General features: G+C 41.1%; 9 protein-coding genes. 1 reads left to right on the forward strand and 8 read right to left on the reverse strand.

The features are described from left to right. Window positions 1–12: 12 nt before the first annotated feature. Complete coding sequence (locus tag PHEP_RS14020; RefSeq protein ID WP_015808641.1) at window positions 13–1,335, forward strand: sulfatase-like hydrolase/transferase; 1,323 nt, start codon at window positions 13–15, stop codon at window positions 1,333–1,335. Here PHEP_RS14020 and PHEP_RS14025 read toward each other — a convergent pair whose 3' ends face one another. The 8 genes from PHEP_RS14025 to PHEP_RS14060 all read right to left on the reverse strand — a co-directional run bounded on the left by PHEP_RS14025 (window position 1,336) and on the right by PHEP_RS14060 (window position 16,023). Next, entirely contained in the window at window positions 1,336–5,397 is a 4,062-nt protein-coding gene (locus tag PHEP_RS14025) for a hybrid sensor histidine kinase/response regulator transcription factor (protein WP_238326482.1), read from the reverse strand. Between the two features lie 43 nt (window positions 5,398–5,440). Beyond that, window positions 5,441–8,122, reverse strand: a complete 2,682-nt coding sequence (locus PHEP_RS14030; RefSeq protein ID WP_015808643.1) for a DUF4962 domain-containing protein — start codon at window positions 8,120–8,122, stop codon at window positions 5,441–5,443. Between the two features lie 6 nt (window positions 8,123–8,128). After that, the gene (locus tag PHEP_RS14035; RefSeq protein ID WP_015808644.1) at window positions 8,129–8,983 is read right to left on the reverse strand and encodes a DUF1961 family protein; all 855 of its coding nucleotides are present in this window, start codon (window positions 8,981–8,983) and stop codon (window positions 8,129–8,131) included. A gap of 17 nt (window positions 8,984–9,000) precedes the next feature. Beyond that, window positions 9,001–10,089 (reverse strand): polysaccharide lyase family 20 protein, encoded by a 1,089-nt coding sequence (locus PHEP_RS14040; RefSeq protein WP_015808645.1) that lies wholly within the window; start codon window positions 10,087–10,089, stop codon window positions 9,001–9,003. A gap of 36 nt (window positions 10,090–10,125) precedes the next feature. Continuing rightward, window positions 10,126–10,827 (reverse strand): sulfatase family protein, encoded by a 702-nt coding sequence (locus PHEP_RS14045; RefSeq protein ID WP_202901247.1) that lies wholly within the window; start codon window positions 10,825–10,827, stop codon window positions 10,126–10,128. 65 nt (window positions 10,828–10,892) lie between these two features. Beyond that, window positions 10,893–11,579 (reverse strand): DUF6250 domain-containing protein, encoded by a 687-nt coding sequence (locus PHEP_RS14050; protein WP_015808647.1) that lies wholly within the window; start codon window positions 11,577–11,579, stop codon window positions 10,893–10,895. Between the two features lie 18 nt (window positions 11,580–11,597). Beyond that, a complete protein-coding gene (locus tag PHEP_RS14055; RefSeq protein ID WP_015808648.1) occupies window positions 11,598–14,831 on the reverse strand; it encodes a chondroitinase family polysaccharide lyase in 3,234 nt (1,077 codons plus the stop codon). 10 nt (window positions 14,832–14,841) lie between these two features. Continuing rightward, entirely contained in the window at window positions 14,842–16,023 is a 1,182-nt protein-coding gene (locus PHEP_RS14060) for a glycoside hydrolase family 88 protein (protein ID WP_202901248.1), read from the reverse strand. Window positions 16,024–16,028: the final 5 nt, after the last annotated feature.

The raw sequence follows: 16,028 nt of genomic DNA on the forward strand, positions 1-16,028 counted from the left end.
TAAGAATAAAATATGAAACGTATACCTTTTCTCTCCATTATCTTAACTGCCTTAAGTTTAATTACCCATGTAACATTTGGTCAAAAAAGACCAAATGTAATTATTGTGCTCACCGATGATATGGGTTACGGTGATCTGGCCTGTTACGGGAACCCTTTATTCAAAACACCATTTCTTGATAAAATGGCCAGTAATGGCGTAATGGCAACAAATTTTGTAACCACTTCTCCTACCTGCTCCCCATCAAGGGTATCAACCCTTACCGGGCGGTATTGCAGCCGCTCTAAAATGCCACGTGTTATAGGCCCTGGTGATAAAACAGCAATTCCTGATGAAGAGGTTACCATTGCCGAAATGCTGAAAACTTCAGCTTACCGTACAGCCTGTATAGGTAAATGGCATATTGGCGATTATGGTACCGGATTGCCCAACAAACAAGGTTTCGATTTATTTTACGGGATGTTGTACAGTCATGACTTCAGGGCACCTTATGTAAAAACAGATACAGTGATTAAAATATTCAGGAACCAAAAGCCCGAAATATACCGTCCTAATGATACCATACTCACAAAAGCCTATACCAGGGAAGCCATCGGTTTTGTAAAAGAATCGACAGCAAAAAAACAACCTTTTTTTTTATATCTGGCCTACAATATGCCACATCTTCCAGTAGCCAGCGCAGTAAGAAAAGACAGCAATAAATCGGCCGGAGGCGAACTGGGCAGTGTGATAGAAGAAATGGATACGGAAATGGCTAAGCTATGGAAAACAGTGCAGGACAGTGGCGAAGCTGACAATACCATTTTTATATTTACCAGCGATAACGGCCCATGGTTAAATGCCCCTCAGCGCATGTACGATGACGGCATTACCAAGCCATATCACGTGGGCACAGCTGGTATTTTCAGGGGATCGAAGGCAACTTCTTTAGAAGGCGGACACCGCGTGCCTTTTATAGTTTATTACAAAAACCATACAGCCCAACAAGTTGTGCGCAGCCCGATATCCAACCTGGATATTTTGCCCACCCTGGCCGACTGGACCGGTACTGCCCTACCAAAACGGGTGCTGGACGGAGAATCTGTGGTTAAGCTGCTGTCACAAAAAGACTATCAGATTCCCCACAAGCCAATTTATTATTACAACTATGTCCTGGAAGGTGTAAAGGATGGTGACTGGAAGCTGAGGATCACTAAAAAGGATGATAAAACAATAGAAGAAATGTTCCATCTGGGCTGGGACCCTACAGAGCGCTACAATTTATACAACGACCCAAAATATGCTAAGGAACAACAACATTTACTGCAGTTATACAGGGATTACCCGGATCAGTAATCACTGTTTCTCTGCTTCTATCTTTGCCAGGTAATCACTCGGCATCACACCATAGTATTGTTTAAATGAAGTAGAAAAATAAGAAGGTGTATTAAATCCGCAGCTATAAGCGATCTGTGCAAGGGTATATTTTTTGGAAAGCATGAGTTCCACTGCTTTTTTAAACCGGATGCGCCGGACAAAATCCTTTACGGATTCTCCGGTGATTGCCTTTAATTTCAGATAAAGATTAGACCTGCTCATGCCAACTTCCCGGCTAAATTTATCCACCGAAAACTCCGAATCAGAAAGATAACGTTCAACAATAGCAATTGCTTGTTTTAGAAATTCTTCATCAATCGCATTAAATGCAATATTTTCCGGCACAATTTCCTTACTGGTAGAATAATACTCCTTTAAACGTTTACGGGAACGCAGCAGATTGGTTATTTTGGCTGCCAGCAGACTGGTCGAGAAGGGTTTGGTCACATAATCATCTGCGCCCATTTCCAGTCCTTTGATTAGCTGGCTATCCTCAGTTTTTGCAGTCAAAAGTATTAAAGGAATATGAGAGGTATTGATGTTCTGTTTAACACGCTTACAGAAATGCAGGCCATCCAGTTCTGGCATCATCACATCACTAATGATCATATCAAATTGCTGATGCGCCAGCATCTCCAATGCCATTTTACCATCAAAGGCAACGGATATCTGGTAAGTCTGATCAAAAAAATCCTGGAGATAGGCTAAAATCTCCTTATTGTCATCAACAAGGAGCAATTTGAGTTCTTTATCTTGTAACTCTGTCTCTTCTTCTAAAACCTCATGTTCCCAAAAGGAATTGTCAAGGTCGGTACCCTCATTTTCAGGGACTATTGAAAGTTCATATACCGGACTTTCAGCAGCATGCAAATCCTGATCATAAACCTCATCAGACATTGGTATATTAATCGTGAAAGTACTTCCCCTGCCCGGTTCACTTTCTACCCTGATTTGGCCATGATGCAGCTCTACCAAACGCTTTGTGAAAGCCAGACCAACCCCCGACCCCAGGTTCATTTCACGGTTATCGACCTGATAAAAACGGTCAAATACTTTGGTTAGATCCTCTTCATTAATTCCTATACCAGTATCAGCAATCTTTATCAATACCACATCGTCTTTTTTCAGCAGTTCGATACTTACTTTATGATGTGGGCTGGTATATTTAAAAGCATTGGATAAAAGATTGAACAAGATCTTTTCCATTGCATCTTTATCAAAATAAAAGGAAAGCTTTGCCTCGGTTGAATGATAAGTATAATGGATATTATTTTTTTCCGAAAGTGGCTTAAAAGACTCGTAAATTTCGAATATAAAACTTACGATATCGCCCTTGGCTACTTTAAGCGGGCGTGTTCCCATCTCTGTCTTTCTGAACTCAAACAACTGATCAACCAGGCTATAGAGCCTTTTGGCATTGACTGACATTAAATTTAGCTTTTTAGAAACTTTATCTGCCAGGGGGATCTTTATCAATTCTTCCAAAGGTGCCAGAATTAGTGTTAACGGCGTTCTAAGCTCGTGGGATACATTGGTAAAAAAGTCCATCTTCACCTGGTTAATGTAACGCACCTTTTCTTTATCCAAACGTTCCAGTTTTAACTGGTGCAGGGCCCTTACCCGTTCAGAAACCTCACGGTAGATGATGTATCCGGCTGTTGCTGTCAGCAAGCTCATCAACAAGTAAAACCAGCTGGTTTTGTACCATGGTGGTAAAACCGATATCTTCAAGCTCCTTACCGGACTGGTTTCTCCATTGGGGCCTATGGCTTTAACGTACAGTTCATAATCGCCATAAGGCAGGTTACTATAGCTTATTTTCAGCGCTTCGGTATCCTGCCATGTCTTATCAATTCCCTCCAGTTTATACTCATAATGGGTACGGTTAGAGGATACAAAATTAAAAGTATTAAAAGAGATGCTGAACTGCTTATATTCCGGATTGAGTTCCAACTCCTTTGTCTGGTCAATGTGATTACTCAGGATATCTGTTTCGTCATTAGCAGCAACCGTTTTGTCAAAAACTTCCAGTGCAGTAAAACGAAGCCTTAAAGAAAGCGGTTGTTGTTTAAGTGCCGAAGGATAGAAATAGGAAATTCCTTTTATACCACCAAAAAGCAGTAAGCCATCGTTAGCTTTGCAAAAAGAATATTCATTGAACTGATTGTTCTGTAAACCATCACTCTCATCAAAAGCCTGAAGCGATAATCTATGATCAGGATTAAATTTTACCAAACCACTATTTGTCGATATCCATAAATTACCTTCATCATCCGGCTGAATGCCATAAATGGTCCCTGTCAGAAAAATACTTTCATTTTTAAACGGCACAAAAGAACGTTTGGCTTCATCAAATAAACTCAGTCCATCTCTTGTCCCCATCCAGATCCTTTTCTTCTTATCTTCGGTAATGCAGTTCACAATATCCTCGCTCAAACTGCCATCACCAATATTTCCAAAAAGCAGATTGTCTGGATAAAATTGTGAAACACCGTTGGTAGTACCAATCCAGATCCTGTGTTTGCTATCTTCAAACAAACAGGTAATATCATTAGAAATCAACCTTTTGCCTGCTTTATCTGAAAAAACATGCATAAATTTCTGAGCTTCCGGCTGAAACAGGTCTAAACCTGAACGGGTGCCTATCCAGATTCTGCCTTTATAATCTTTCAGTATGCTGTAAACCAGGTTACCCGCAATACTGCTTGGGTCATTTTCATCATGAAGATACCGTTTTATCCTTCCATTTGATGAATTAAGCACATTTAATCCGCCCTTATGCGTTCCGATCAGTACGTTACCCATATGATCAAAAGCAATAGCCTTAATGTTATTTGAACTCAAACTATTCGGGTCATTTTCATTGGAAGTATAATAACTAATGGTATTTGTGCTTTTGTTCCAGCGGTTTACACCTTTATTATTGGTACCGATCCAAAAATCACCGGTCTTATCCTGTTTGATCACACTGATGACTTCATCGTTTAATGAAGGCTTGCCAATATTTTGGCTCAGCAGATTAAATTTGATATCGTCTTTATGGTAATAACTTACACCCCCATAATAAGTGCCCAGCCACATTCCTTTTTGCCTGTCCCGATAAATACAGCGTACCGAATTCTGACCTATAGTAAAAGGTTGGGAAATCTGATGGTAATAATTATCGAAAGTAAGATTTACAGGATCCAAAATGGAAAGCCCCTTAAAAGTTCCTAACCAGATGTTGCCATCAGCATCTTTATCTATACTCCTGATGTTATTGTCTATGATACTATTTTTCGAGGCGATATGTACATAAGACTTACTCAGTTTGTCATTAACATTATAGCGCAGCAAACCATAACCTTCAGTTGCAATCCACCAATCATCATTATCTATAAAAACATCATTCACGCCGGGTTTATCAATACCAAGTTTTATTTGGACAACATCATTTCTTTTGTCGCTGACCTTAAAAAGACCAATATCCGTACCTAAAAGCAGATCATTCTTCCAGATACCGATATAAGAAATATTCCTGATGCCCTTAGGCAAGGTATTCAGGTTTATTGGTATAAATTTCTTTTCAGATGGTCTTAAACGGAAAATATCCCCTGCGATAGATACCGCCCAGATGTTTCGTTCTGCATCTTCCGTCATCGAACAGATATACCATTCGCCAACACTCCGGGGTAATTTGTAATTGACAAAGCTATCTGTTTTATAATCGTAACGGCTGATCCCCTGATTACCACCCACCCATAAGCTTCCCGTATGATCCGTAAAAAGACACCGGATATAGTAAGATTGTAAACTGCGGTTTTCTCCTCTTACAGGCCTGTATACCTTAAAATTCTTGCTGTCATAACGGTTCAGCCCATCCTGTGTCCCAACCCAGATAAAACCCAGTGTGTCCTGTCTGATCGCAAAAACAGTACTCTGGGACAAACCTTTATCTACAGAAATATTCCTGAATTGTTTACCACCTGTTTGTGCATTTGCCAGGTGTACACCGGCAAGCAACCATAAACAGCAGGATAAAATATAAATTTTACGAATCACAATTCACTCCTTTCAGATCACCTATTATCAAATTTAACAAAATCTATTCAAAATCATATTTTGCAACACCGGGTAATTCATCAACAACTTCTTTTCTGTTCAATTTACTCCCTTTTGTTTCGAGCAACATTGAACTACCTCTAACCTCATTTTTATAGGTCTTGCCATCAAAGTTTACCGTCAAATTCCCATAATTAAAAACTGATTTTAAGATGGCATTGTTTACCTGTACCGCAGCCGGCCTGTTACCATCCAATTGGGCCTGAATGTTCCAGTTACCCACTTGCAGTTTCAATAATCCATCCGTTTCCCCTGTTGATTTTATCACTTCAGCTTTGCCCTCTTTAACCTGGATAATGGTCAAAAACCTAAACTTTTGGGCCGGTTGGGAAGTAATACCAGCATGCCATTGGTCTTCAAATTTTGCCAGGTTTCCGGTTTCGTCAGTTATTCCATTCCAGTTTAAAGGTTTTTCGAAAAATTGATTGTGCACAATCATGCCCAATGGCGCATGGGCAAACACACTGGCGTTAACTGTGCCCAGATCAGTTTTTACCGCAAAATTTTGCTGTTTTGCATTATCGGTTGCCCCTGCTTCGATGGTATAATAAGGTGTATGAAACAAAGTAGTCCATTTCACCGGCTTTTTAGCTTCCAGTTCGTCATACAAAAGAATATAACCTCCATCCAGCTGCAGCATGTGCCTGCGGTACAAAGTTACCCCGGCATCTCCGTAACCATTAACCGGCGCAGGTTTAAGTTTGATCTGATCAAACCTGTTTAGCCAAAATTCACTCTTAATCTCGCCATAAGCATTGCTGGCATCTCCCAATCCGTATTGAATATGGTTTCCGTTAATTGACCTTGCCGTCCAGCCATAACCTTCTTCGCCCAGTTTTTGGTTTAAGCTATCCGCCAAAATAGTACAATAGGCTTTTGAAGCGCGATAGTACAGTAAATTGTGTTTATCACTGAAATTGCTGTAATAACCAGTGGCACCAAAAATGGTCTTGCCTTTGTAGTTTACCGTGAAAGCATTTTGTGAAGCATGGCCATGCCCCGATGAGCCAAATGGGCTACTTAACAGGTAGCTGCTCAGGCTATTACCGGCATTTGACAAATTTTCATGCATTGCGACTACCCCTACGTCTTTAAATTCCCTTGTTGCGGGCAAGTTTTTAGGAGATGCGGCAAGCATTTTTCTACCGGGATTGTAATTCAGTAAGCGAAAAAAGAGGTAATCGTCTGTTCCTTTAAAAAAATCAGGATTACGGGTTTTGATCTGAGCCACATACCAGTTGAGATAAGGGTTTTCAACCTTTAAAGCCAGGGCTTCAGCAAACCATGCTTCCGATTTTGTTACATCAGGCATGTTTTCCCAACTGTCACCCGTCGAGATCGAAGCCGATGCAGGGGGATGTGTATACAACAGATAGTAAGGCAGGTTTTGCATCCATGGCAGCTTAAAATAATCTACGCCGCTGAAATCACCAAAAAGCTGGGACAGGTAGATAATAGATCTGAAATTCACTTTAAAATAACCCGTACCTTCATGCCAGCCACCATCGGTAGTGCCCAACACCGGGAAACGTGCCGACCATACCTCATATAAATAAGTCAGCCATTTAGCTGCTTCAGGTACTTCGTTCATTACCGCTACCGTTCCAATGGCAAGATTGCGCATAGTGATTTGCCAGATGTGGTTTTCACTTACATGCACTTCAAACCGGTTTGGCAAATGATCATAAATGCGTTTGGCCCTCACTGTAATCACGTCTCTTAACAGCACTCTTTCTTCTTCAGTTAAAAAATCATAACCTGCATCATAAAACCAGGCCAGGGCCTCCAAAATAGCACCCCCATTAAAATCATCCCGTGTAGCAAGGCCATTCGGGTCCATCCGGGCAAGTATCATCGCCCTTCTTTTGGCATCTTCTATAAATTGCTTGTCCTTTGTAAGCTGATAAGCAATGCAAAGGTTACGTACCGGGGTTCCTTCCTGATCACCAAAACCATGGTACATACGGGTCATCATTATTTTCTTTTGAACGGCTGTTTTACCAGTGGTATCTAATGATCGTCTTGGTTTTTCTACCGGTAAAGGGGCCTTCATCAGTTTTCTAGCCAGGGCTACCAATGCTTTGGCTTCCGGATTGTCCAGGTTTTTCTGGTAAAATTCCTTTTCTATGCGATTCATGCTCCACAAACGCGGATGCGGGCCTCCATTTCGTTTCAATACTTCGGCTACCGGCGGAGATACTTTTGCACTGGCATAGCGGGCATCTACCGAAAAGTCGTACACCTCCGACCATTTCCACTGTTTATTGCCTTTCAGCGCAAAGGCATATTTCCAATACCATTTGCCAGGTTTCAATGCCTGGTGCAAGGGGTACACTGCCCATTCCTGTATACCACTTTTAATTACATCTTTCAAAAAATTTTTATCACTTGCCAGTACAACCTGGTACCGTACGTTTCCAATATTTGGGTCTTCCGGAACTGCACTGTCACTCTCCATAGGCAATACCATAGTGGTACCATTACTGGCAGGCCATTGCAAAGCAGGGGCATTGGTAGGCACAGTAACACCATTGGCCGGGTAAGGCCATTCGCGCACCCGGGCATGCAATTTTTCTGCGGTTAACTTAATTACGGCATGCTGTTGCTGCGCAGATACACTACTAAATGTCAGCACAGCAAAAACAACTGCCAATCTTCTTTTCATAAAATTTTATGGATTTAGTATTTTATAAACTTTAATATGATCATATTCACCAAGGGCACAGGGCATCAGCCGGAAACCCCAATACCCAGCCCCTAATGGCTGGCTGTCTGTATAAGCGAAAATTACTTTTCCGTCAACCAGGTAGCTTATCGTACCTGCTATTTTTTTTATTTCGCAATGGTAAGTTTTATAAGGGTCTTTAGACACCACATCTTCAGCTTCATACAAGAGCTTACGGCCTGGTGCTTTACGCAGATTAGCAGTTTTACGTTCCGGTTCAAAAAAAGAAAGGCGATAATTGTTCAGTTGCCCGGTCATAATTTCACTGGAAAGGCCATAGCGTTCAGGAAAAGTTTTGTCGAAAATTCCTTTTCCATTTGTTCCCATAGCCGAAAACATAATCATGTGTAAAGGTGTAGGGTAAAGGCATTTAAAATCGAATGCTATCGAAAAATCTGTTCCTGTCGGGAACCTTGTATTCCAAAAATTAAAGCTGCCGCCTAAAAACTGCGCATCCTTCATGGCTGAATCTGCCTTGCCATTCACATAATAGCGTGAAATGTCTTTTCCATATTTTTTTTTCATTGCAGCGATCACATAAGGCTGATATTCTGCCACTTCATTTTTTTTGGATATTTTTCCTTCATCCATCAGCTTTTTTAACATTTGAAAATGGCTGGGCTCTAGAATCAACTTCCCGTTGCGGATAAAAGCCCTACCCTCCCCCTCAATTTTCCAGTCCTTTAATTCTTTATTGTTGTTAAACTCATAACTGCAGATCAATATTTTTTTATTTGCAGACTGGGTAAAACCTAAATGACTTAACAAAATCAGGGAAACCGCTATAAACACTTTACTCATTATGATAGAAATTAAGGTTACTTTTTAACGGTTTCGGTAAACCCGCTATGCTCCACAGTAAAGCCCCCTTTAGCTGGCTTGTAAATGCCATATTTAAAGTAAGGTCCCAATTCATCGTTTTTGCCTATGTTCACATCTTTGATATCGCACAAAACCTTGTCATCCATCCACATTTTGATGTATCCTTTCTCCAAAACCTCATCAGCAGTGTGGCTGTATTTACTGTATTTGATTTCCATTTTAAAATGGACCCATTTATTGATCGGTACGCTGCTCGTTGGCTCAGAAAAAGCTAAAAATCCTGTTTTACCATTTTCGCCAATTACCTTACCTACCTGAACCTTCCCCGGATATGGCCGTGTGCGGGTTTCGCTATGGGATATACGTTCGGCGCTGCTCCTTGCCATCAGATATAAGTACGGCGGACGGTAGCTCATTTCAGCAATTGGCCCACCTGCAGCGGCATCCACACGCCAACCGTTAGGTGCTTTTGTTTGCTTGTTTTTGCCGATATGCAAATCAAAATACATCGTATCCAACATTGCTTTCATCACCTTTATCGACACCCTTACTATCTCTCCCTTGGGATTGACGAGCAGTGTCCGATCTGGACGGCCGTGTATCTGTGCTATAATACCACCCTTCTCCGGTGATTCTGCTTCCGGGAACCTCGAATACCAATCGTACACTACTACATCGCCATAATTGCCATGCGAAGAATTGATATAAGCTTCACCGATCTCACTGAGTTCTTTAATTTCTTCTTCCGGGTATTGTTTCAGATTTTCCCTGGTACCAAATGTCGAGGACAGTTCTATCCTGTTGGCCTTACCCGTACAGATGAATTTATACACCACCTGACCATTGTGCCTGTTCTTGCTATCCTCTATAATGGTTGCATTGGGTTCTTTATCACCAATGGGTATAAACTGATTGTCTAATATTTGTTCCGGCGCAGCTACGCTTTTTTGCTCGCTTAACCGCCAGTCTATTTTCCGAATGGCCTCTTGCTTTGTTTCTGGACTCAGCTTATTTTCCTGGCTATAACAAGTAGCCACACAAAGTGATCCGGCAATTGACAAGGAAAGGTGTAGTATAAATTTCATATGTTTTTAGATTTTAAATCAAACTTTTATAAAAGACTATAAGCCGGTTTCAAACTTATCCCCGTTTTTTCTGCACCATTGTTTCAGATAATTACGCATGGCGATGAGTTTCTTTTTATAGGCATTATTAACTGCCAGGTTTGCCCACTCACAGATATCGTGCGGATTTAAAAATGAAGCCACCAGCAGGAAAGGTTTTTCCTTGTTTTCTTTGATGAACCTGGCACAATAAGAAGGTGTGGCAGCATCATTATAATCCAGGAAATTGGTATTCTCAATAAAACCGAAACCATGCTGACTTTTCTTGGCCACAGGAATTGGCAAATGCCATTTGCCCACATAACCGGTTTGATAACCTGCCTGCTGAAAGATCTTGCCCATTACCAGCAGGCTATCAGGCCATTTGCCATCCCGTTCGGGTGTATTGCCTACAAAGCCAGTCTCAAAAGGCATTTTACCACTAAAGATGGCCGTACGTGAGGGGGTGCAAAGGGGCTGGGCACAATAAGCCCTGGTAAACTTCACCCCATTGGCAGCCAGCTTGTCCATAGCCGGTGTATACAGGTCCTTATTTCCCGCATTGCTCATGGCATCAGCAGTTTGCTGGTCGGTCATGATAACCAGAACATTAGGACGCCGGGAATTTTGTGCATTTACAGTCGAAAATACCGTAGACAGTAAAAAACAACAGTTAATTGTCCTGATTATTATTTTTTTTAGTGATGTAGCAGGTTTCATTCTATATTCTTTTAGCCTTAAATGATCAGTTGAAATAAGCAAATTCATATCGTATACAGCTGTGTTTAATCCAATGCATATATGCGCAGGTTTTTAATTTCCTGTCTGGATTGTAAACTCCTGAAACCAAAATAACCTGATGTTAGCGGACTTGGATCAGTATAGTTGAACCAGCATTCCCCATTCAGCCAAAAACTTGAAGTGCCGTTTTTTACAATTATCTTAATACGATAAACTTTATTGGCTTCTAATAAATGTTCCTTGTCTGTATACTCCTTTACCACGGGTTTTGATGTAGGCGTAAGGTATTTTCTAAAACGGGAAGTGGTATTGAAATTCCCACCCACTCCTGCATAATACAAATTGAGATTATCATACTCCTGAAATTTTCCACTTCTGGTAAACAAACTCGCATTTTTAGGATCTGTTGCCATCCAGAACTGATTAAGGTCGCCAATACGGTCGTTACAGCCCTTACCCATTTGCACTATCCTATCGTATTCAATCTGTATATTGCCAGTCAGTTTTTTATTTAACCAAACCGTTACCCCTCCCCAGGTATCCAATACTAAAGCATTGCTGTAAGTATAAACTGTCGAAGTATGTCCGGGTAGGTTATCTATTTCTGCTACCCAGTCTTTACAATCCAGCGGCCTGGAAAAATCTGATTTATATATGAGTTTTCCTGGCGTTTGTGCATAGGAGGATATCGTTGTAATAAATACTAAAAAAAGGAACAACAGGTTTTTCATAAGTCTGTAATTTATTGTTTATTCCGTATCCACGTTATCCATAGTACGGTGCTGTAAAGGGATATCTATGCTTTTGCCTTCTTTACAAAAAACTTTTAAGATAGTGTTACCATTCATGTAACTTACGGTTTCCACCTCCTGCAGCTGTTTGGCAATATACCATGCCCCTTTTAGGGTAAGCGTAGCTATGCTCCCTGTGCCCCAGCCATTGGTAATGCTATCGGGCATATGGCTCATATTGTGATTCCATTTTGGTTGCCTGATATCAGGATCGGCAAGGCTAAGCCATAAATGCCCAGCCTGTTCTTTTACCATTGCCAGCATAGGTCTGTCAACATGAATAAGCGTTCCTTTTAAGGGTTGCGCAGCACTATAAACAGCGTATGCGGTAATACCCGATAATGGATGCCTGATAATATGGGCTGATGCATTTTTTTGCATCACCTCATAGGTTTTATTTTGCAGGTACGGTTTCAGGTCAGCTGTTGGCGTATTCAGTACAATCTCATATTCGTACCCTTTATCTTTAGGGTTTGTACCATGATCAAACCAGGCTTTTGTATATACCTCCTGTGTTTTCTCATAAGCTCCGGATGTGTTTAAAACGATCGACTTTTGGTCGCCTACATTAGCGCCCCTGTAAGAAATTTGCTTATCCTGGCCCAGCACAATAGGTTGTCCTTTGGGAATGATGTAATGCAAACCGTTCTGATCGGTAAAATAACCCCCATCGGCTTTTTGGTTAAGGGATGAAGAAGCACTGATTTCCTTTCCATTAAAACTGTTTTTCCGTTTTTCATCGGTTCGGTACTGAAACAGCGTGGTTACAGTTGGGTACCTGGTATCATTATTTTGAATGGAAGAACCCAGGCAAATAATTTCATTACCGATAAAGAAATAGGTTTTTCGGGCCCTGAAACTGTTGTCGAACAAAGATTTATCTTCATCCGGAAAAACATCATCACGCAGGTCTAAGGCAAACAATCCATTGGTACCCTGTTGCAGTCCACTGGCCACTACGCTTTCAGAGAAATTGCGGTGTTTACCTTCTATATATTTTTGGTCACCTTTTGTATAATACAATACTTTGTCTGCCGGTAACATTTTAGTTGTAGCTCCGGGCAACATAGACCAATCGAAACCTTCATTCAAACCCAGACCCAAACTTTTGAAACCCATTTTTTCATCGCCCTGTGCCGTTACCAGCATACCGTGGCTAAGGTAACGGCCCAAATTATTTTCTCCTCTGCCACTTTCAAAATCCCAAACGTATTTGTTGTATCCTTTTACGGTTGCAAAGGCATTGCCCTGGCGGTAAGCCATTAAGCCCGAATAAGGCATTGAAACGGCACCATCGGCAGGTCTGTGTTTTTGTGCACCTACCATTTTGTGCAGTCGTTCTATTAAATTTAAGGTGCCAAAAGTACCCGAATAGGTAAGCACGGGGCTAAGCATTCTGGCTACCACATCTGGTTCGGCAATATCGTATATATAGTTAAACAGTTCAGCCATTTCTTTGTCTGCAATGGTATTGCCATTCATACTCATATAGGCCAGTGCCGGAAAGGTAAACCCATCAAGTGAGCTGTTGCCCAGCGGAAAACGCCCACCGGCACCATAATGAATATCTACTCCATAGGCAATTTCCGCCTGTCGCTTTAATGCCTGTTTAAGGTTGCCGGTAGTTTGTGGCGAAAGCTGATAAGGTGTGCCACTAAGCAGCCAATGGATGAGTGCCATGGTGTTTAGCGCATTGGTACCATAAGTATTTAAATAAGTTCCCCGGTGGTGATAAATAGAAAAATCGGGTTTAAACGTGTCACTATAGCCGGGCGAAATACTGGCTACATAATCCATGTAGCTTTTAAAATCCTGCAACAACTCTTGCTTACGGCTATCATTTTCCATTAATAAAATGGTAATGAGTTTGGCCAGGGCACCTCCGCGGATTTTATCAGAATTTTCTCCCCGTGTGTAATCAATGGTTAACATACTGCCCAAACGGGTATGCCAGATCAGCATATCAGTTTCTGCTTTTAGCTTATTTTGTGCTTTCAGATCATCTCTTACCAAAAAAATAGCGGTTGCAATCGGGTTAAGCTTTATCACATGGTCTACCGTACCAAAAGCACTGCCCGCTGCCCAACCCTGGTCCTGTAAATAATCAAAGGTCAGCATCAGTTTTTCTCTGGCAGTTTTATTGCCATTAAGCCTGTAATCCATTGCTAAGGGAAAGGCAGTTGGCAGGATAGCCTCATCGTAATTTAAACCTTCTTTAGGGATATGTTCATCACGGATGCCAAATAAGGGTCTTCCATTTACAAAATCGTTTGCTTTATGTATTCCAAGCTTATCGAAAATAGCTGAAGCACCTTTAATTTTACCATCTATTGTTTTTTCGATGCCCGTATTGCGTTTTTTCCAATCGTTGGTTTTATCGCCAAGTATTAAAAATTCCAATCGGTCTGCTATGGTCTTACTTTCTTCGGTTAGTTTTTTAACATCTACCTGCTGGTTAAATTGTTTGGCTAAAAATATTTGGTAAGGTGCCAGTATTTCATAGCCATCACCAGAGCGGAGGTTAAGTTTATGGTTTTCAAACTGCAGATCGGAATGACGTTTATTAGAAACAAAACTCAGCAGCATGAAATGGTCGATGAATATTTTACCACTTTGCCCCGATGGAGTAAGTGCCACCAAACTGGTCATTTCATCACTGCCCTTGTAGTTTTTTACCAGCGCATCTTCATTAAAATTAACCCAAACGGCCCGCCAGCCAGTAAAGTTAAGGTTTACCGAAAAACGATATTTTGGAGCCGTATTTGCCATTTGCAAATTGCTGCCTACCTGAAAAGTAATTTTGCCGATGGAAGGTTTTTCCTGGTATAACCACATTTTTACACCTCCATAATGCGATTTTTTGTAGAACGACGGTTCGTAAACTTCAGGCTGACCGCCAGGATAAAAATCTCCGGCTTCTTTTAAGCCCTTTAAATTGGCAATTTCTATAGTGGCACCATTTTGATACGTCCACAGCAGCGATTGCGTGCCATCTTTAAAATGAGCAGATGAAAAAGAGAGATTACCTTTTTCTGATTTCCAGTTCGCAATATCCTGCGCTTCTTCAAAAGTAAGATAGTTGGTCACAATATCCTTTACAAAAGTTGGCACTGATTCCTTTTGTGCTTTTAGGCCTGGTGCAATCGTACTTAATCCAAGTGTAAGTGCCAATGTGGCTATCCGGTAGTTCATTTTATATATTTTAAAATTCAATTTTTTGCTTCAATTTCTGATACCTCAATAAAGCTTCTAAATAATAATAATCTGCATATATCAGACCGCCATCTACTTCAGATTTTCTTAAGAAATTACCGGTAGCATGGTTCAGTAGATAATTGCCTTTGCCACTCTCGTTCAGGTAAGGTGCGGCAGAAAGGCTTTCCAGAATTTTTTCGCCCGCTTTAAAGTACTTTTTGCCATTGGCCGGTGACAATTCTGCAAGCTGCATTAAGCCTGATGCAAGCAATGCAGCTGCCGAGGCATCTTTCTGGGTAGGGATTTTCGGTGCGCGATAATCCCAGTAAGGTACCATATCTTCAGGCATATTCTGATTGTTTAGAATATATGCAGCTATATTTTCTGCCTGGGTTAAATACTCTTTTTTATGTGTGTATTTATACATAAATCCAAACCCATACAACCCCCAGCTCTGGCCACGGCTCCAGGACGCGGTTTCAGGGTTGCTATCTCCATTGTTCCAGTCACGTTTACGCATTTTTCCTGTAAGCGGGTCATAATCTACGACATGCGAACAACTGTAGTCTGACCTGTACTGGTTTTTCATGGTCGTATTGGCATGATTAACCGCTACATTGTAATAAGTACTGTCACCGGTAAATCCGGTCCCATTCAGTAACAGTTCCAGATTTATCATATTGTCGATAATTACCGGAAATTTCCAGTCCCGTGCTGCACTGGGATTCCAGGACATAATTGATTTCACTTTAGGATTATACCTTTTAATGGCCGATTTAGAGGCCTCAATCATCACTGCTTTGTATTTTTCATTTTTAGTAAGCCGGTACCCATTGCCATAACTGCTATAAATCATGAAACCAATATCATGGTCATGCGTATAGTCCTTATTGTCCTCTACCAGGGCCGTAGCATATTCGGCTTTTTTAAGGATGTCTTTGTCCCTGGTAAATTCATACACCAGCCACAAATTTCCAGGATAAAAGCCGCTGGTCCAGTCAGAAATAGGTTGAAAACCTTTCTCTAATGAACGCGGCATTTTACCGGTCGATTTTACGATTTTAAAGGCATTGTCGGCATATATCTTCTCCAATTCAAAAATCGAAGCAATTTTCTCATCTGTAAGTTGAGCAGTTGGTTTTGCACAAGCCAGGGTTAAACCTAATGCCAAACCAGCACAAGCAACCACTATCA

The organism is Pedobacter heparinus DSM 2366 (genome assembly GCF_000023825.1).
GTDB lineage: Bacteria > Bacteroidota > Bacteroidia > Sphingobacteriales > Sphingobacteriaceae > Pedobacter > Pedobacter heparinus.